Below are 20,140 nucleotides of genomic sequence, written 5' to 3'. Positions count from 1 at the left end.
GACTACCCGTGACAACTGAATGAGCCTACCACAGGCCATAACGGATACACAGAAACTTAAATTCAAAATCAGTTAATTACGCCGCAACCGTGGCATATCACACCGCAAAACCGCTACAATTCGCAAATGGATGTTTCTCACTTACTCGATAGCCTCAACAAGCCACAGCGCCAGGCAGTTTCTGCCCCCGCTTCGCCCATTTTAGTCCTTGCCGGAGCCGGTAGTGGTAAGACCCGCGTCTTGGTGCACCGTATCGCTTGGCTAATACAAGTTGAACAGTGCTCCCCTTTCGGCATACTCGCGGTGACATTCACCAATAAGGCCGCCGCCGAAATGCGTGGCCGTATTGAGCAGCTTCTGGAAACACCAGCGGGCGGCATGTGGGTAGGCACCTTTCACAGCCTGTCGCATCGCTTATTGCGACGTCATTGGCAGGAAGCCAATTTGCCGCAACTCTTCCAGATTATCGACAGTGACGATCAACTAAGGCTCATCAAGCGCATCTCACGCAACTTAGGACTGGATGAAGCGCATTGGCCCGCCAGACAAACCCAATGGTTTATTAACGCTAGCAAAGACCGTGGCGAGCGCCCTCAGCACATCGAAGATAAGGGCGACCCTCACACCATGAAAATGCGTGAGCTGTATCAGGCCTATGAAACCAACTGCCAACAGTCCGGCGTCGTTGATTTTGCGGAGCTACTATTGCGCTCACTAGAGCTCTTACGGGACAACCCTGAGCTTCTCAGACAATACCGTCAGCGATTCAGACACCTACTGATCGACGAATTTCAAGACACCAATACACTGCAATACGCGTGGTTACGCCTGATTGCCGGTGACTCTGCACAACCCTTTGCGGTGGGCGACGACGACCAATCCATCTATGGCTGGCGTGGCGCAAAAATTGAAAACATTCAGAATTTTTCAAAGGATTTTCCCGACACCACGACAATTCGACTAGAGCAAAATTACCGTTCAACCGGCAACATTCTGGATGCGGCCAACGCACTGATTAATAACAACCAAGGGCGCCTAGGCAAGAAGCTATGGACCGACTCCGGCGAAGGCGAGCTAATCAAGCTATACGTTGCCAACGATGAAAACGACGAGGCACGTCATGTTGTTTCACGTATTCGCAACTGGGTACAGCAAGGCAATTCGCACCAGGAATGCGCAATCCTGTACCGTTCAAACGCCCAGTCACGCGTTTTTGAAAGCATCCTGATTGAAGCCGGCATTCCATACCGAATCTATGGCGGCCAGCGCTTTTTTGACCGTGCTGAAATCAAAGACGCCCTCGCCTATTTACGCCTGACTGCAAACCGCCACGACGACCCATCTTTCGACCGTGTCATTAACCAACCACCGCGCGGTATTGGTGACAAGACACTGACTGCGATTCGCGACTATGCACGTGACAGCCAATCCTCACTATGGCAAGCCACACACGCTCTACTCGAATCAAACTACTTTACTGCCCGAGCAGGCAATGCAGTTAGCAACTTCATTCGACTGATCGGCGAAATGGCCGAAAGCATTTCAGGCTTAGCGCTTGAGGAACAAGTTGATCACACCATCAAGCACACCCAACTTAAGCAGCACTACCTAAACAAAGACAAGGGCGACAAAGGCGAAGCGCGCATTGAAAATCTGAACGAATTGGTCTCGGCCGCACAAGGCTTTGAATATCGTCCGGAAGATGAGCATGCCAATATGGACTTCCTATCCGCATTCTTATCTCATGCCTCTCTCGAAGCAGGCGACAACCAAAGCAAAGCCGGAAACGATTGTGTGCAACTAATGACCCTACACGCATCCAAAGGACTGGAATTCCCACTGGTTTGCTTAGTGGGATTAGAGGAAGACTTATTCCCTAGCCAACAATCGGGCGAAGACTTAGGAAGAATGGAAGAGGAACGCCGCCTCTGCTATGTCGGCATCACTCGCGCGGAAAAACAGCTGGTCCTTTCCTACGCAGAGCAACGCCGCCTGTATGGAACAACCAATTACGGCGTGCCATCGCGCTTTATTCATGAGATCCCGGACAAGCTCGTTGAAGCAGTCAGACCAACCAGCGCGCCTTCCTGGTCACTGCCTTACCGGCCCGCAAATACTGCCCGCTCCAACAATGTCGGCAGTAACGAAACAGGTTTACATATTGGCCAACAGGTTACTCATAATAAGTTCGGGCTCGGAACCATCACCGACACCGAAGGCTCAGGCAGTCACGCCAGAGTGCAAGTCAACTTTGAGAACGCTGGCAGCAAGTGGCTGGTACTTACTTATGCCAACCTAAGCCCCGCCTGAGAGCAACATAATTGTAAAAAATAACAGCACAAATAGGCAAAACATATCTTGACGGCGTCTAGTTAGCATTCATTCGTTACGGAATATTCACCCCTAGCAACGGCAATCCTCTCCAATGAATGCTATACTCCACGCCAATAATATTACGAAACCCAACTACGCTACCGCAGCCACCGCAAGCCATTAGTGCTGCGAGCATCTGGCTAAAATCCGTCAGCAATCCATAACAAACTACCATGATATTCAAGCATGCAGCATAGCCAATTGAGCGATACGGTCCAACGTGGCCAGCAAGAGTGGGTTAACCACTTACACATTACTGACTCTGCCGAAGACAGAGACCAACTGGCACGTATTATCTCATCCATTCATGACGCCAAAGATGATATGGAAGATAACACCAACCCCAGCAGCCTTGACGTGGCTGAAATTCTGAGTGGGCTTCAAGTTGACCAACCTACTCTGATTGCCACTCTGTTGTGCGACCTTAGAATTCAGAAAACCTACCCGCTTGACGTTATTGAAAAAGAGTTCTCTCCAACGGCTGCCAACCTAGTCAAAAATGTTCAGTGGCTGCAAAACTTCAAGCCACCCGCGTCTGGCGAAGCCATGACAGGGCCAGAGCAAGCAGAAAGACTACGACGCATGCTGCTAGCGATGGTTGACGACGTTAGAGCCGTTTTGATTATGCTGGCCTGGCGCTTACAACACTTGAGAGTACTATCCTCAGCGCAAGCCTACGAGCGCACGGCAATTGCTCAAGAGACCATGGACATCTTCGCCCCACTGGCTAACCGCTTAGGTATCAGCCAGCTTAAATGGGAATTAGAAGACCGCTCATTTCACTACCTTGAGCCGACTACTTATAAAAAGATTGCCAAGTCTCTGGACAATCGACGCATTGAGCGCGAGCTATACCTTGAAAGATTCACCAAAGACTTCCAAAAAATCTTAAATAACGAAGGCTTTGATGCGATTGTTTATGGGCGACCTAAGCACATTTACAGCATCTGGAAAAAGATGCAACGCAAGCAGCTGACAATAGACCAGCTGTATGACTTGCGCGCAGTGCGAGTGGTTGTTGAGAATGTTCGCGAATGCTACGAGGTACTGGGGCTGGTTCACATGAACTGGAAACACGTCCCGGCAGAGCTGGATGACTACATTAACAACCGCAAGCAAAATGGCTACCAGTCACTGCATACCGTTGTGATTGGACCAGATGGCAAGTATGTTGAAATTCAGATTCGCACCAAAGACATGCACACCTTTGCAGAACTGGGTGTTGCAGCACACTGGCGCTACAAAGAAGGCGGCGCTAATGACTCGGCGATGGAGCGTGCGGTTGCTTCACTAAGACGCCTACTGGATCACGATGAATCCGGCGAAGAATTACTGGAAGACTTCCGCTCCGAAATCTTTCCGGACAGAGTCTTTGTACTGACCCCAAAAGGCGAAGTACTAGATCTATCCAAAGGCTCAACCCCGATCGATTTTGCTTATGCAATCCATACCAAAGTTGGCCACCGCTGCCAAGGCGCCAAAGTTAACGGCAAGATAGTCCCACTAACCTACGCACTTTGTAATGGCGAGCAAATCGAAATCCTGACCGGCAAAGAGGAGCGGCCAAACCCTAAGTGGCTCAAGCCAGCACTTGGCTATACCAACTCTTCCAGTTCTCGCAGCAAAATCCGCCAGTGGTTCCGCCAACAAGATCATGGTAAAAACCGCGAAGATGGCTTAGCGTTACTTGAGCAGGAACAACAGCGACTAGGTCTCAAGAAAATCGACCTTGCAAGCCTTTGTAAGCGCCTCAGTATACAGTCAGAGAATGAGCTACTAATCGGCCTTGGCCGGGGTGATATTAGCTCCAATCAACTTACTGATGCGCTAGATGACAGCAACACCCATGAAGACGAAGTCCACTTTCGTCGCATCAAAGTTAAAGACCAAGGCAAAGGTAGCGGGATTCAAATTCGCGGCGTCAGTGACCTACTAGTCGATACCGCAAATTGCTGCAAACCAGTCCCCGGCGATGACATTATTGGTTACATCACAATGGGACGAGGGATCACTATTCACCGCACTGACTGCCCGAACATCAAGGAAGACAACCTGATGCCAGAGCAAGTGGTCAGACTGGTGGAAGCTGACTGGGGCGAGGAAGACACCAGCTATAAAGTTGATATTCAAATCCACGGCTTGAACCAGCCCGGCTTATTACGTGATATCTCGACCATCTTAGCCAAAGAGCAAGTGAATGTGGCCAACATATCTACGCGCCGCGGCTCTACAGAGCTGACTTCACACCTGACGCTTAGCATTCAAATCCGCAATGTCACACAACTATCCAACTTACTGGATAAAGTCACCCAAATGCCCAATGTGTTTGACGCCAGACGGCTTAATCACTAAATCGCAGGCATAAAAAAAGGAAGGCAAAAGCCTTCCTTTTTTTGATCTAAACGTTTTACTTAAGCACCAGAACGAGAAGCGCGTTTACGCTCATTCTCAGACAGGAAGCGCTTACGAATACGAATACTCTTTGGTGTTACTTCAACCAGCTCATCATCATCGATGAACTCCAGCGCTTGCTCCAAAGTCATGCGAATCGGACGAACCAGAACCAAGTTCTCATCAGTACCGGCTGCACGGATGTTCGTCAACTGCTTAGCTTTAGTTGGGTTCACAACCAAGTCGCTGTTACGACTATGGATACCGATAACCATACCTTCGTATACTTCTTCAGCGTGACCCATGAATAGCTTGCCGCGTTCCTGCAAGTTAAACAATGCATAAGCCAATGCTTTACCAGTAGTACTAGAGATCAGAACACCACTCATACGCTGACCGATTTTCTCGTTACGGTAAGGTCCGTAATGATCAAATGTGTGATACAGCAAACCGGTACCAGAAGTCAGCGTCATGAACTCAGTTTGGAAGCCGATCAGACCACGTGATGGAATCACATACTCCAAACGTACACGACCCTTTCCGTCTGGAACCATGTTCTTCAGATCACCACGGCGCTCACCCAGCTTCTCCATGATGCTACCCTGATGCTGCTCCTCCACATCAACGGTCAACGCTTCATAAGGCTCTTCGCGATCAGCACCTTCACCACGCACAACAACTTGTGGGCGAGAAACCGCCAATTCGAAACCTTCACGACGCATGGTTTCAATCAGGATACCCAGGTGTAATTCACCACGACCAGATACTTTAAACTTCTCAGGATCTTCAGTTGGCTCAACACGCAGTGCAACGTTGTGTAACAGCTCTTCTTGCAGACGGTCATAAATGTTACGCGAAGTAACATACTTACCTTCCTTACCTGCGAATGGAGAGTTATTCACCACGAAAGTCATGCTTACTGTTGGCTCATCAACCGTCAACGGAGGAAGTGCAGCAACATGATCAGGATCACACAAGGTGTCAGAGATATTCAGCTTATCCATACCCGTGAATGCAATGATATCACCCGCTTGAGCGACATCAACTGGCACACGATCCAAACCGTTAAAACCCAGTGGCTGCAATACACGACCCGTGCGGATGTTACCGTCGATATCGATAACTTTAACCGCAGTGTTCTTGGTAACCTTACCTTGCTTGATACGACCGATACCGATCAGACCAACGTAAGAGTTATAGTCCAACGAGCTCACCTGTAACTGGAATGGAGCGTTCGGCTCAACATCAGGGTGAGATACGTTATCGATAATTGCCTGGAACAATGGCGTCATATCACCTTCGCGTACGTCTGCATCCATACCGGCATAACCGTTCAGAGCAGAAGCGTAAACAACCGGGAAGTCCAACTGCTCATCAGTCGCGCCCAAGTTATCGAACAGCTCGAAAGTCTGATCCAATACCCAGTCAGGACGTGCGCCAGGACGGTCAATTTTATTGATTACTACGATCGGCTTGAAGCCCATCGCGAATGCTTTAGAGGTTACAAAACGCGTCTGTGGCATTGGGCCATCAACTGCGTCAACCAGCAACAGTACTGAATCAACCATCGACAATACACGCTCAACCTCACCACCGAAGTCGGCGTGGCCTGGGGTATCAACGATATTGATGCGGTAGTCTTTCCAGCGCAATGCTGTGTTCTTCGAAAGAATCGTAATACCACGCTCTTTCTCTAAATCATTGGAGTCCATCATGCGCTCAACCATTTCAGCGCGATCACCCAAAGTACCAGACTGCTGCAACAATTTATCAACAAGCGTCGTCTTACCATGATCAACGTGAGCGATAATGGCAATATTTCTTAAATTCTCAATCACAACTTTTTCTCTAAACAAGATAATGGCGCGGATTATACGCACACTTGGGGCTGGACTACACCATTAATATTACTACAAAAACATTACAGGCAGCCTACTTCTGGTCGGAGCAGCCTTCATAAATGCGCGCATTACGAATATGCTCCCGACAAATGCTTACATGTTTTCTCATGTCGGCGTTCATTTTTAGTAATGAAAACAATGAACCTGCAGACATACCCATCACTACTAACCATAACCAATAAAAGCTCGGAATAAACAGCGGAAGCACTAAAGATAATACAACACCGATCAATAACCGTACACGCCAGAGAATCACTCGCTTTCTCAAGGCATCCTCCCAGTCCGACATAAAGCTTGTCAGGCGCTGTTCTAACTCGTCTATGTAACTTGAATTCATAATTAATCTGTGATTAGATTCCGACTGCTCGGGTGTTAAAGACCAAAATTCAGCCATGGTAGATTCCATTTCATCAGCACCTAACGGTCAACTGAATCGGGGGAATGGAGGCACAACTTCTACCAAACAAGGGATCACATCCTTGTGCGCTGCTTTTTCGGGATAAACTCTTACAAATTAGATAAGAGAAAAATAACTATAATTACAGACACCCTTATATGTTAATCGCAAGCAGACCTCAGTAGGGAAGTTAATGCAAAGGCTCAATTTTTCTGATGCACGGCATTTAGTTGCTCGAACTGCGCTGGGACAAGAGTGGTCCATCGTGGAACAATTACAGAACAGGACTCGTGCCGACGCTGTTAATATATTGTTAAAAACAACCGCTAACCCAACCCCAGCACTACCACCGATGACCCCATGGAATAAAATCATGGGTATGAGCAACCATAGCAATACCGGCAAACGCAATGCCCGTATGCAAATGGGACGCGAATCGGTACGAATGAAGCAGTGGTGGCTGCAACATTTATTGACAACTAAAGCCCCTGTTCAAGAACGCATGACTCTGTTCTGGCACAATCACTTTACCTCCTCTTTTGAAAAAGTGGAGCAACCCAAGATCATGCTCGTGCAGAATCAACTATTGCGCGATAATGCTTTGGGTAACTTTGCCGTTATGCTGCGCAAGATTGCACGTGACCCGGCAATGCTGGTTTACTTGGATGGCTCACTGAACAAAAAAGGCAAGCCAAACGAAAACTTTGCTCGCGAGCTATTGGAGTTATTTACACTAGGTCGCGGACACTACACCGAGAAAGACATTAAAGCCGCCGCCATCGCCTTTACTGGCTGGGGTGCAGACCGCGCTAAGGGTGTCTTTACATATGATTCCAGCGAGAATGAAGGCAAAAAAGTAAAATTCCTCAACCAATGGGTTGAGAGCGGTGACCAAGTCATCGACGTACTTTTGAAACACCCTCGCACAGCGGACCATATTGCTGAAAAGTTTTGGCATGAGTTTATTAGCTACCATGCACCACCGGCTGGCACTATTCGCCGCTGGGGACATAACTTCCGCACTTCCGGCTATCAAATTTCGGTATTATTGAAAGAAGTACTCAACAGTAATGAATTTTGGGATAACCGATACCGTAGTGGCCTGATCAAGTCACCTGTTGACTTAGTCATCGGCACATTACGCACCCTACCCTATCTACGCCCACCGACTGAAGAGCTGGTTCGTATTACTCAGCTTCTTGGGCAAGATTTGTTTGACCCACCGAATGTAAAAGGCTGGGCTGGCGGTAAGTCATGGATAGATACACAAACTTTACTGGTCAGAACCTCATTTCTGAACCAAACAACGCGTCACAGTAAAGCAGACGCTCACATTGAACGTAGCCTACCAAACACTGACGGCGAAAAAGTCGTTGAGTGGTTGCTACCCCGGCAGCCCGCGTTAAGCTTACCAACTACCCCCGGCAAGCTACGCTTGGTTAAGGCCTTAGTGTTAGACCCCGCATACCAATTAAAGTGATGCTTTTTGCTTGTACAGGAACACCCAACTTATGAACCGTCGTGAATTTATGCAATACGCCAGCCTGGCTCCCCTGGTTGGCTCAGTACCGAATGTGTTTGCCAATAATCAAAATAATGCAAACCAAGCGCTACAATCTCAGGACCGGATTGTTCTGATGGTCGAACTTAAAGGCGGCAATGACGGGCTAAATACCCTCATTCCATTCGAAGACGAGCTATATTACAAGCTACGTCCGAATATCGCCGTTAACAACTCGATCCCGCTAAAAAATGACATGGGCATGAACCCTTACCTGAAGGCATTACTGCCGCTTTGGAAAGAAGGCGACATGGCTTGGGTACAAGGCGTCGGCTATCCGAACGCAAGCCGCTCACATTTCCACTCCGCTGATATTTGGGAAAGTGGCAATCTGGATGGTCGCGATGAGCAAGGCTGGGTTTCCAGAGCGCTGAAAAACAATCAGCTGAATCTAAACGGCATCGTACTAGGTGATAACAACCTTGGCCCAATGGCTGGCGAGCAAGGCCGCTCGGTAGCGATGAAGAATTCTGATGAGTTCTTGCGACAGACCAAGTACTTAAACAAGGAATCATTTGATACTGGTAACGACGCCCTGAGCCACATGCTCAATGTGCAAAACCAGATAAACCTCGCGGCTAACCTTTTAGAAGATAAGCTCAAGAACGCAAGACCGTCGCCAATTCGCTTCCCTAACAGCAGCTTCGGCCGACAGCTTTCTCAAATCGAGCGCATGATCACTAACGGCATGCAGCTACCAGTTTACAAAGTAAGCTTAGATGGCTTTGATACCCACGCTAACCAGCGTGACGTACACAACAACCTAATGAACCACTTAGGCCAAGGCCTAGCTTCTTTCGTGCAATCAATGAAGCACCACAAGCTTTGGAATAATGTACTGATTGTGACCTACTCTGAGTTCGGCCGTCGGGTGCAGGAAAATGGAAGCGCAGGAACCGATCACGGCTCTGGCTCAGTGAATATGGTACTTGGCGGCGCAATTACTGGCGGCCTGTATGGTGACAATCCAAACCTGAATGAAGACGCACTAATCAATGGTGACTTAGCACACAGCACGGACTTCAGAGAAATCTATGCCACGATCGCGCAACGCTGGTGGAAACGCCCAAGCCCATGGGGCAATCAACATCGTCCTGTGATGTTTGTCTGACCAGATATATGCGATAGAAAATAATGCTTTGGTAGCTAATTACGCTGCCAAAGCATTGTTAATTGACTTAAGAAGAAAATCAGCGTCGCTGAAACAATGATCGAAGGCCCTGCCGGAGTATCGACAAATGCAGACAGCGTAACGCCCAGAACCACCGACACCAACCCCACAACCGCAGACAGCAAAGCCATCTGCTCAGGCGTCTTAGATAAGCTGCGCGCAGCGGATGCTGGAATAATCAATAAAGCGGTAATTAGCAATGCACCTACAATCTTCATTGAGGTCGCGACCAATAGCGCAATCAGCAGAACAAAAATCAGGTTAATGCGATTCACATTCACCCCTTCCACACGCGCCAACTCATCATGAATCGTCAAGGTTAATAAAGGCGACCAAATCCGCCAGAGCACTAGTACGATTACTACCATGACAACTGCAATAATCCCGATATCCTCCCAAGTTACCGACAGAATATCCCCGAACAGCCAACTCTCAAGATTCACATTCTGATTTTTTACAAAACTGAGCGCGATAAGTCCCAGAGATAAGCCTGCATGCGCTAAGATCCCCAGCAGAGCATCATTTGCAACTTTCTTCTGGCGCTGAAAGGCGTACAAAATAAAGCCAATCAATAGCGACGACATCATTACACCAAACATAAAACCAATATTTAGCAAAATCCCTAAGGCCACACCCAACAACGCCGAATGCGACATCGTATCGCCAAAAAAAGCCATACGCCGCCACACCACAAACACGCCGAGCAAGCCTGCGACAGAGGCAACCAAGAACCCGGCCAGCAATGCCCGAATTAAAAACTCATCCATGCTTGCATCCCTCTTCTGGCACGACATTACCTTGTAAATCATGTACGTGATCATGATGATGGGTATACACCGCCAGACCTCTATCCGGCATATCACCAAACAAACGCTGATACTCAGGGTGGCGACTCACATCATCCGGCACCCCTTGGCAACAGATGTGTTGATTTAAGCACAGCACTTGGTCAGTCTTAGCCATTACCAGATGCAGATCGTGAGACACCATAATCACAGCAAATCCGTAGCGTTGTCGCAGCTTTGAAATCCGATCGTATAGCTCGCCCTGCCCCATGATATCGACGCCCTGAGCCGGCTCATCCAACACTAATAAATCCGGCTCACGAAGTAGCGCTCTAGCTAGCAAGACACGCTGAAACTCACCACCAGAAATTGACTGAATGGAGGATTGCGCCAAATGCTCGATACGCAACTCTTTAAGCGTTACCGACACATCACCTTTACCACCTAAAGAAACAAAGCGCTGTACGGTTAATGGCAACGTGCTATCAATCGTAATCGACTGCGGCACATAGCCAATGCGCAATTTAGGGCTCATGATCACTTCGCCGGAATCAACCGCCTGTAAGCCCAAAAGCACACGTAACAGCGTTGATTTTCCAGCACCATTTGGGCCGATAATCGTCAACACCTTACCGGCTTCTAAGCTTAGGCTAACATCCTGTAACACTTGCCTGCTTCCGAGACTCAGGTTTACATGTTTTAATACGGCAATTATTTTTTGTGGGTTCGTCATAATGAAGCGCATTGTACTCTTTTTATCCGTAATTGCAGCACTCCAAACATCACCATTACTGGCTGACGACAAGCGCTTGGTGCTCTCTACAATTAAGCCGGTGCACGCCTTGGTTAGCGCCATTGCGGGAGATACAGCGGATACCGCTCAAATTATTCCGGACTATGCCTCACCCCATAGCTACAGCTTTAAACCCTCTGACCTTCGCAGATTAAGCAAAGCAGACTTAGTGTTTCGAATTGATGAGCACATGGAGTCATTCCTCAATAAAAGTCTGACCAGTATTACCAAAGATAAGCTGGTATCACTATCGGACTCGGAAGGCTTAGTTCTACTCAAAGCAAATCACTCCCATGATGAGCACGAGACTCACGACGAACACGAAAGCCATGAGGAACATGCCGACCATGAAGAACATGAAACTCATGACAGCCACGAAGGGCACGAGGAGCATGAAACTCATGATAGTCACGCTATGGAGAATCACGACGAGCACCATGAAGCAGAGAATGCCGCCGAGAATGATTACCATCTCTGGTTAGATCCCAACAACGCCATTGCCATGGTGAAGCAGATTCGCGACCAGCTCATCAAAATGGATGCTAAAAATACAGAGCAATACACCAAAAACGCTGAGCAACTGATTGATGCCATCACCCAGAAAGATGAAGCCATTAGCAAACAACTCAGTGGCGTTACTGACAGCCCATTTATTGTAATGCACGATGCCTGGCAGTATTTCAGCAAGCACTACAAACTCAATCAACTGTCCAGCGTCACTCTGCAAGAAGACTTACGAGCCAGCGCTAAAGCCATCTCAGAAGCTCGTGAAATGATTCGCAGCAGTGGCGTGACCTGCGTAGTCACCGAGCCAAACTTTAGACTGGATACCCTCAAAGTGCTCACCGAAGACTTTAAGGTAAACACCGCACAAATAGACCCGTTAGGCAGAAATATCGCAATCAGCTCACAAAGCTATCCGGAATTATTACAAGATACTGCGGACAAACTATTAAGTTGCCTGCAAAAAGACAACACTTTGTAAGTAAACACTAAAGACTTGTCACCTGCACTTGCTACACTGACACGAACCGAATTAAGAAAATCAGGATTTTTACCATGCTGTTACCTGCTAATCCCCTTGAAAAAGCCCTGCACAATGCAGCGATTGATGACAAAAAAGTTGTCGACTTCTATCTTGTACTAATGGAATCAAGAGTCTTCATTCTTGGCAAGCCCGCCAGAGAAATCACCGACAGCAACTTCACACTGACTGAAGATGATGAGCTGATGATCAATCACTGGGAGAGCGATGAGGATAAGAGCCCGGTTATTCCGTTTTTTACCTCACTGCAAACACTGCAGAAAGTAATTCCGGAAGACGAGCCTTACCTTGAAGTACCAGCCGAAGCACTATTTCGCATGACACTAGGCGTACCAATGGTGCTCAATCCAAATACCGATTACGGCATGGAGTTCTCACCAGAAGATATCGTTTCACTACTGGGTAGTGGCAATGTGGATGCTGACCTTAGCGAACTAATTGATAGTGAAGACGGCGAAATTGATGACGGAACTTATCTGGACACACTGACAGAACTGCCAGAAACACTTAGTAAAAGAATGCGTGAAGTTTTTGCTGAGTACCCGGAAATTGCTGAAGCCTATCTGGCTGTGATTCACGAACCTGCACTAGACCCTAACCCACACTTGCTAGTCGGCATCAAAGGTATAGGCGACCTAGAAGCAGCCATTGAATCATCTGCGAACCGCATTTTGGATGAGGACAATGACAGCGAATACGAAATGTTCGACTTCTTTACCATTACAGACGAAGATCCTGACATTAGCACCTTCCTGACTGAAGAAGTGAAGCCATTCTATGTGGCCACCACCACGCAGCTTCACTAAACACCTCTTTTCTCAGGCATAAAAAAAGCCGACATCAAGTCGGCTTTTTTGTGCTTACAGATTAGCGACGTTTAGAAATTAACGTCTTCAACAACAACCTGCAAACCTGGGCTTACTTCAAGCTGCAATCGGATTGGCGGCCCCACATAACGACTGATGTCTTCAACATAAATCTGCGCCATTTCACCAACCTCAGCCATATCGGTAGTCGTTTGCTTCATCAACAATTTGCGACCACCACGCACATCGATTGCAAAAATATGGAAGTATTCACGCCCCGTTAACTGCAGATTAGCAAACTGCCAAAGCACCGACAGCTCGTGACGGCGATTTCCATTGAGCTTAATCGCTGGTGAGATAGCGCTATTACCAGTAATAGCCCAACCACGCACACCCGTACCACTAATCGCAACACCTGCTGGTGCCGCCGGCGCACTCACAACAGGCTGCTGCGGAGCCGCCGGACGACGCACTACTGGCGCAACGGGAACAGGTGCCGGAGCCCGCACTGCTGGAGCGGGAGCACGCGCCACAGGAGCCATTGGCACCGGCGCAGTACGCACAACTGGCGCATAGTTTGCTGGCGCACCCAGATAATCCATCAACGCTTGATACTTTGGCGTACTTGGCTGACGAGAATGATCCAACATTGAGAAGAAGTTCTTCTGAGTTGGCGCACCGATACCATAATAATGCATCATCAAACCACCACGCGTGGCCTGATTCCAGCCATTTAAATAACGCTGGTATGCTGCGCGCATTCTTGGGTGCTTCTGAGCACTCATAAACAGATTTAACACTGCAGGATCTTTTACCGTGTGCGGCGGATCAAAACGAATCAAATGTTGCCCCGCCTCATAAGCCATTAGTGGTAAACCATACTTCTGCGCCAATGCCACATTCTGCTTTACGTAAGAATTCATCGTCAGTGCAACTGATCCACCACCGGTTTCTTTATCAACCATGCCTCCGCGCTCAATCTCGGTAAATAGACGATTCATGCCACCATCCGGATCACGCAACCAGCTTTTAACGGTTTCACGATGCTCTTTACGGGCAATATAATCCCCGAAATAAGGACCAATCGCATAGGCGTCTACATAACGACCGCAGCCATTCGCCTCTTTCCAAAGCGGACAATCTAAAGTTTCTTTACCCGCCCAAGGAGCAGAAGATTGAGAGGCCAAAATACACACGACCCGACCACTTTCATTGCCAAATTCCTTCTTCCAGATTTGACACATTTCAACAGTACGCTTTGCATACCAGTTAGCAGCCATTGATACACGGCGCTGGTAGGAGTTCTTTTCTTTGTAGGGGAAATTCCAAAGCTTATCCGCCTTACGTGCGGCATAAGTCGTACCAGGGAAGATCACATTCCACATTTCATTGGAGTATTCGAGATAAACCTTCTGATTACGACGCAAGCGTGACTTCACCATGCGCGCGTACTGACGCATATAATCATCGCTGGCCTTATAAGGCACACTAATCCAAGGCGCAGTATCAGTTGCATTCGACAGGTCAATCATGCGCTCAGCAGGTACACCCTTTGGTCCGGTGTAATGCGCATTCCCTAGCGGTACGCGCTGATTCCATTCTTCAGCATCATTGCCGCGAGGGTTAGTCCATGGCATGTAACGCAAGGAATGAAATGGTGCCATACGCGCAATATAGTCTGGATTAAAAATTGTCCGCGCGTGAGTTGCCTCATACTGAATCGGGACAATTTTAAGATTGCGCAAGTAATTAGCAGGATTAATCTGTGAAATATTCAAGCGCAAGTTACGCTTCGGTGATGCCAAATCAAAGACCATTCGCCCCTGATGGTTCGCAACAACTTTGAGGTCACCAGTTAGCTTGATAACACCCTGCCCTTCATATAGCACCACATAGCGACCTGTCGGAAAACTATCCGGCAAATTCCAGCTACTCGTAACACTAGTAAAAATTGGTGATTGTTCTGGTGTTGGTAACGAGCGAACCCAGCCATTTGGATCTAAGTCCAGAAGCTTTTGCTCACGGGTATTAAACGCCATCTGTTGCGTACAACCCGGATCGATGCCTACTTTTTGGCGCCAATCAAATTCACAGGAGGTATACCAACCAGTAGCGCTTTTGAAGATATCGGTAAATGGAATGGACGCCGTCATTTTATCCGGACTACCCACATTAGAACCAAGCCGAGGATTAGGGTCGTACTTTGCAGCAGCCTGTCCGGCAAAACCCAATAGCAGGCAAGCCATCAATAATTTAGATGAGAGTGTTTGTGTAAGTTGCATTTATTCTCCGAACCAATAAAGCTTTGGTTTTTGTGAGCATCAAATAGAGACGATATTGCCATGAAATTCAACAGCATCCAAACGAATGCAGTGATTTATTGAAGTGAATTGGCGATAAGTGGTGATTATTTACTAAGAAATTGATTCTTAGTTATTTGATGAAACTAGATGGAGATAACGTGTGACAACCAGAACTGGTGTAAGAAATTTTGCGAGATTTTCTTTTGGTGGCCGGAGGCAGAATCGAACTGCCGACACGCGGATTTTCAATCCGCTGCTCTACCAACTGAGCTATCCGGCCCGCAAAAGAGGCGCTATTAAAACGTTTATCCGAGGATCTGTCAATAAAATTTTTCAATTATTTTTGATTTAATTATCCTAGCGTCAAAGTCACTCAGGTTTTATGTCTCTCACAAAAAATCCTGTATGCTAGCCACCTGCATTAAACTGACCGGATAACCATGTTTCAAATCGCCTTATATCAGCCCGAGATTCCCCCCAACACCGGCAATATTATTCGCCTGTGTGCTAATACCGGCTGCATTTTACACTTGATTCACCCACTGGGCTTCAGCATGGAAACAAAACAGCTGCGCCGCGCGGGTCTGGATTATCGGGATTTAATGCAAGTGCGCGAGCATGAATCTTGGGAGAGCTTCTACCAAGAGCATCAAGCCAGTCGCATTTTTGCTTTCAGCACCAAGGCGACACTTAACTACAGTGATGCCAAGTTTCAGGCAAATGATGTCCTGCTATTTGGACCTGAAACTCGTGGCATTCCAGAGCCAGTGATGGACACCCTACCCTCAGAGCAGCTACTCAGGCTCCCGATGATAGCCGGCAGCCGCAGCCTTAATCTGTCAAATACAGTCGCTATTGCGACCTATGAAGCACTCAGACAACACAATTTTTCTGGATTACGGTAAACTGATCCCATGCATCTGACACGCGACATTACATCCATTGAGTCACTTGAGAATGGCTGTGTAGCAACCATTGGTAACTTCGATGGCCTGCATTTGGGGCATCAACGTATTATTCAGCAGCTGACTGAGCAAGCAACGCAGCACCAACTCCCGAAGGTGATCATTAGCTTTGAACCGCTGCCGATTGAGCACTTCTCTGCGGAGAAAGCTCTGCGCATCTCCCCTTTTCGTGACAAAGTGAAACAGCTGGAGCAGCTTGGAATCGATCACTTCCTATGTTTAAGATTTAACGAAGCATTTGCAAATATGCCACCGGAGCCATTTGTACAGGATGCGCTCATTAATCACTTCAAAGTTCGCTCATTAGTTGTTGGCGATGATTTTTGCTTTGGTAGCAACCGACAAGGTAATTACGAATTACTACAATCCATGGGCAGCAAACACGGCATGCTGGTAAGTAACAACCAAACTTGCAGTGATGAACAGGGACGCATTAGCAGCACCCGAATCAGGCACCACTTACAGCAAGGGGAAATGGAAGCTGCCCGCAAACTGCTCGGACGTAGCTACACATTAAGTGGCCGGGTTCGTCATGGCAATAAGCTAGGGCGCACCATCAACTTCCCAACTATGAATTTACGCATTCAAGACAATATCGCGGCGGCCAAAGGCGTCTACGCGATCAAACTACATGGAATCAACAACCAGATCCTCAAAGGTGTTGCTAACCTTGGCAATCGCCCAACGGTTGGCGGCACTGAAACGCGCTTGGAAGTTCATGTTTTTGACTTTGATGAGTCGGTATATGGCCGGCATATTGAAGTGGAGCTAGAAACATTCATCCGACCTGAGCAACGGTTTGCCGACTTCTCGGCACTTCGAGAGCAGATACAAAAAGATGCCACACTGGCCAGAGAATTGCTGCACTAGCGAAAAATCTAGCCAAAACACAACTTTCTGTAATGTGCCCGTTATCATAAATATGTTTACTCGATGTAAAGATCCAGTAAAATCGGTTTGCAATTTCTTCGCAATTACCTAAGGTACTCCCCCAAAGTAGTTGGAATTATTCAAAAATGGTGTTCAGACAATGACAATAAACCTCAGAATCGGACTGGCTGCATTAGGCCTGCTTACGATTTCTCTTGCCCAAACGGCTAACGCTGAAGACTTATTAACCGTGTACATGCAGGCTAAAGAAAGCGACCCGCAAATTAGTGCTGCTGAAGCCGGCTACCTGGCCACCTTGGAAAAACGCCCTCAGGCTCTTGCCGCCTTAAGGCCATCTGTTAAGTTATCGGGCAGCTCAAGTTACACATTAAGTCAGTCTTGGACTAACTACACTGACACTGGCGCAGGACTTGCGAACTCAGCTTATTCGCTGAGCCTGACCAAGCCGCTGTACCGCCGCCAGATTAATGAACAAATTGCACAAACCGATATTGTTATTGCCCAAGCTCAAGAGTCATTGCTAGCGCAACAACAAAATCTTATCTCCCGAGTTGCCGAAGCGTATTTTAGCTATTTAAATGCTCGTGATTCTGCCGAGTTTTCACGCTCAGAAGCAGTAGCCATTGAGCGACAGTACAATCAGGTTAAAGCGTACTTCGAAGCTGGACGCTCAGCCATCACCGACGTGAAAGAGTCGCAAGCAAGATACGACGAAGCACGAGCCAATGTAGCGCTTGCTGACCAAAACGTCGAAATCGCACTGGAAAGCTTACAAACACTGACTGGGCGCTATTATAAGATTTTACGTGGCGCATCAGACAACACGCCACTGGTTGTGCCTGCCCCCAAGGACATCAAAGCTTGGACCGATGCAGCACTACAAAACAATAAAAGCATCAAAGTGGCACAGTATGCCGTTGAGATCGCCCAGAAAAGCGTCGATATCGCTCGTGCCGGAAAAAAACCAACACTGGATTTCTTTGCCAATCATGATGGCAGCATCTCCCGAGGTAAAAACACCTCCGACTCAGAATCTGTAAGTGCCAGTCTTGGCATCCAATTCAGTATGTCATTATACGATGCAGGTAATGCCGATGCTGCAATTCGCGAAGCGCGTTATAACTTCCACAAGGCACTACAAGAACTCGAATCAAGTAAACGCACAGCGACTCAGAGCGTTCGCACTTACTACCTAAATATCATCACGGGCTTATCCCAGCTCCAAGCCCTGAAGCGCTCTTTAGAGTCCAATGAAGTCGCGGACAAAGCAACTCAGGAAGGATTCCGGGTTGGTACCAGAACAGCGGTTGACGTATTAAACTCTTTACGCGGCACCTATAGCGCACAGCGTAATTACTCCTCGGCACGCTACACCTTTTTACTAAATACTATTCGCTTAAAGCAAGCGGCGGGCACTTTGTCAGAGCAAGATTTAGCATCGCTATCACGCATTCTGAATCGCTCCAGCAGCACCACTTTTGCACCACTGAAACCAGCAGAATAATTTAATATGCACTCTATCCAGCGCCATAAAACTGTTCCTGTCATGATCGGCAACGTCACTGTTGGTGGCGATGCGCCAGTCGTTGTTCAGTCGATGACCAATACTGATACAGCGGATGTTGTCAGAACGGTAAAGCAGATCGCTGAACTTGCTAAAGCAGGCTCGGAACTGGTTAGGATTACCGTGAATAATCTGGAGTCTGCCCAAGCAGTTCCGGAAATTCGCGAGCGCTTGGATAAGATCAATTGCGATGTGCCACTGGTGGGAGACTTCCACTTCAATGGTCACAAGCTCTTAACTGCAGTACCAGAATGCGCACAGGCTTTATCAAAATTTCGGATTAATCCCGGCAATGTAGGCCGTGGTAAAAAGCGCGATGAGCAGTTTGCCAGCATGATCGAATTTGCCTGCAAGTACGACAAACCGGTTCGCATTGGTGTGAATTGGGGCTCGCTAGACCAAGAGCTGTTAGCGCGTATGCTGGATGAAAATGCCAAACTGGCAACACCACGTGATTTAATGGCAGTTCAGCATGACGCATTGATCGAGTCTGCACTTGGCAGTGCTCGCAAAGCGGAGTCCTACGGATTAGCTAACGATAAAATTATCATTTCCTGCAAGCTCAGCGGTGTACAAGGCTTGATTCACACATATAGAGACTTATCTAGGCTCTGCGACTACCCACTACATCTCGGCCTTACTGAAGCAGGCATGGGCAGTAAAGGCATTGTCGCCTCCACAGCTGCCCTCTCAGTGCTGCTACAGGAAGGTATCGGCGACACCATTCGCATCTCACTAACACCGGAACCTGGCGCGCCGCGTGAGAAAGAAGTCATTGTTGGTCAGGAAATCCTGCAAAGCATGGGACTGCGCTCATTTACTCCACAAGTAGTTGCTTGCCCAGGCTGCGGCCGAACTTCCAGCGAATATTTTCAGCATTTAGCTGAAGACATCCAGTCCTACTTGCGCCACCAAATGCCCCACTGGAAAGCTGACCACCCTGGTGTTGAAAGCATGTCTGTCGCGGTGATGGGCTGCGTAGTCAATGGCCCTGGTGAAAGCAAGCACGCTAACATTGGCATCAGCCTACCCGGCACTGGCGAAAGCCCGGTCGCACCGGTCTATGAGGATGGCGTGAAGACTGTGACCCTTAAAGGGGAGCACATCGCCCAAGAGTTCCAGAAGCTAGTAGAAGACTACGTAGAGCGCACTTACAAAGCTTAGTAAATCCCCAGATTTCGGTTATACGGTGCA

General features: G+C 48.0%; 15 protein-coding genes and 1 tRNA gene. 10 read left to right on the top strand and 6 right to left on the bottom strand.

Annotated elements, in window-relative coordinates:
- Positions 1–126 precede the first annotated feature (126 nt).
- Together uvrD and LEUMU_RS0100550 are read left to right on the top strand one after the other, a co-directional pair.
- On the top strand, positions 127–2,310 hold the full coding sequence (gene uvrD, locus LEUMU_RS0100555) for a DNA helicase II (RefSeq protein ID WP_022950323.1): 2,184 nt from the start codon (positions 127–129) through the stop codon (positions 2,308–2,310).
- 249 nt (positions 2,311–2,559) lie between these two features.
- The gene (locus tag LEUMU_RS0100550; RefSeq protein ID WP_022950322.1) at positions 2,560–4,725 is read left to right on the top strand and encodes a RelA/SpoT family protein; all 2,166 of its coding nucleotides are present in this window, start codon (positions 2,560–2,562) and stop codon (positions 4,723–4,725) included.
- A 59-nt stretch (positions 4,726–4,784) separates the two neighbouring features.
- Here the strand turns inward: LEUMU_RS0100550 and typA are convergent, their stop codons facing one another.
- Positions 4,785–6,602 (bottom strand): translational GTPase TypA, encoded by a 1,818-nt coding sequence (gene typA, locus LEUMU_RS0100545; protein ID WP_026744365.1) that lies wholly within the window; start codon positions 6,600–6,602, stop codon positions 4,785–4,787.
- 94 nt (positions 6,603–6,696) lie between these two features.
- Complete coding sequence (locus LEUMU_RS0100540; protein ID WP_157474220.1) at positions 6,697–7,002, bottom strand: hypothetical protein; 306 nt, start codon at positions 7,000–7,002, stop codon at positions 6,697–6,699.
- 253 nt (positions 7,003–7,255) lie between these two features.
- Between LEUMU_RS0100540 and LEUMU_RS23980 the strand changes: the two genes are divergently transcribed.
- Both LEUMU_RS23980 and LEUMU_RS0100530 read left to right on the top strand, forming a co-directional pair.
- On the top strand, positions 7,256–8,542 hold the full coding sequence (locus LEUMU_RS23980; protein WP_040503937.1) for a DUF1800 domain-containing protein: 1,287 nt from the start codon (positions 7,256–7,258) through the stop codon (positions 8,540–8,542).
- 31 nt (positions 8,543–8,573) lie between these two features.
- Positions 8,574–9,734 (top strand): DUF1501 domain-containing protein, encoded by a 1,161-nt coding sequence (locus tag LEUMU_RS0100530; protein ID WP_022950318.1) that lies wholly within the window; start codon positions 8,574–8,576, stop codon positions 9,732–9,734.
- A gap of 35 nt (positions 9,735–9,769) precedes the next feature.
- Here LEUMU_RS0100530 and LEUMU_RS0100525 read toward each other — a convergent pair whose 3' ends face one another.
- On the bottom strand, positions 9,770–10,561 hold the full coding sequence (locus LEUMU_RS0100525; protein ID WP_022950317.1) for an iron chelate uptake ABC transporter family permease subunit: 792 nt from the start codon (positions 10,559–10,561) through the stop codon (positions 9,770–9,772).
- Positions 10,554–11,312, bottom strand: a complete 759-nt coding sequence (gene znuC, locus LEUMU_RS0100520) for a zinc ABC transporter ATP-binding protein ZnuC (protein ID WP_040504024.1) — start codon at positions 11,310–11,312, stop codon at positions 10,554–10,556. The genes LEUMU_RS0100525 and znuC overlap by 8 nt, the downstream gene beginning before the upstream one ends.
- 1 nt (position 11,313) lies before the next feature.
- On the opposite strand from znuC, the gene LEUMU_RS0100515 reads away from it, so the two are divergent.
- Positions 11,314–12,357, top strand: a complete 1,044-nt coding sequence (locus tag LEUMU_RS0100515; RefSeq protein ID WP_022950315.1) for a zinc ABC transporter substrate-binding protein — start codon at positions 11,314–11,316, stop codon at positions 12,355–12,357.
- 74 nt (positions 12,358–12,431) lie between these two features.
- Positions 12,432–13,223 (top strand): enhanced serine sensitivity protein SseB C-terminal domain-containing protein, encoded by a 792-nt coding sequence (locus LEUMU_RS0100510; RefSeq protein ID WP_022950314.1) that lies wholly within the window; start codon positions 12,432–12,434, stop codon positions 13,221–13,223.
- A gap of 71 nt (positions 13,224–13,294) precedes the next feature.
- On the opposite strand, the gene LEUMU_RS0100505 is transcribed toward LEUMU_RS0100510, so the two are convergent.
- Complete coding sequence (locus tag LEUMU_RS0100505) at positions 13,295–15,505, bottom strand: hypothetical protein (RefSeq protein ID WP_022950313.1); 2,211 nt, start codon at positions 15,503–15,505, stop codon at positions 13,295–13,297.
- Between the two features lie 225 nt (positions 15,506–15,730).
- Positions 15,731–15,806, bottom strand: a tRNA-Phe gene (locus LEUMU_RS0100500).
- Between the two features lie 160 nt (positions 15,807–15,966).
- Between LEUMU_RS0100500 and trmL the strand changes: the two genes are divergently transcribed.
- The 4 genes from trmL to ispG all read left to right on the top strand — a co-directional run bounded on the left by trmL (position 15,967) and on the right by ispG (position 20,110).
- Positions 15,967–16,431: a tRNA (uridine(34)/cytosine(34)/5-carboxymethylaminomethyluridine(34)-2'-O)-methyltransferase TrmL gene (gene trmL, locus LEUMU_RS0100495; RefSeq protein ID WP_022950312.1), complete on the top strand. Its 465-nt coding sequence runs from the start codon at positions 15,967–15,969 to the stop codon at positions 16,429–16,431.
- Positions 16,432–16,440: 9 nt separating this feature from the next.
- Positions 16,441–17,361 (top strand): bifunctional riboflavin kinase/FAD synthetase, encoded by a 921-nt coding sequence (gene ribF / locus LEUMU_RS0100490; RefSeq protein ID WP_022950311.1) that lies wholly within the window; start codon positions 16,441–16,443, stop codon positions 17,359–17,361.
- A 160-nt stretch (positions 17,362–17,521) separates the two neighbouring features.
- Positions 17,522–18,886, top strand: a complete 1,365-nt coding sequence (locus LEUMU_RS23975; protein ID WP_022950310.1) for a TolC family outer membrane protein — start codon at positions 17,522–17,524, stop codon at positions 18,884–18,886.
- 6 nt (positions 18,887–18,892) lie between these two features.
- Complete coding sequence (gene ispG / locus LEUMU_RS0100480; RefSeq protein WP_022950309.1) at positions 18,893–20,110, top strand: flavodoxin-dependent (E)-4-hydroxy-3-methylbut-2-enyl-diphosphate synthase; 1,218 nt, start codon at positions 18,893–18,895, stop codon at positions 20,108–20,110.
- Positions 20,111–20,140 lie beyond the last annotated feature (30 nt).

This window comes from Leucothrix mucor DSM 2157, assembly GCF_000419525.1.
GTDB classification, from domain to species: Bacteria; Pseudomonadota; Gammaproteobacteria; order Thiotrichales; family Thiotrichaceae; genus Leucothrix; species Leucothrix mucor.
Note: the sequence above shows the minus strand (reverse complement) of the source record. Positions and strands in the feature narration are given on the sequence as shown.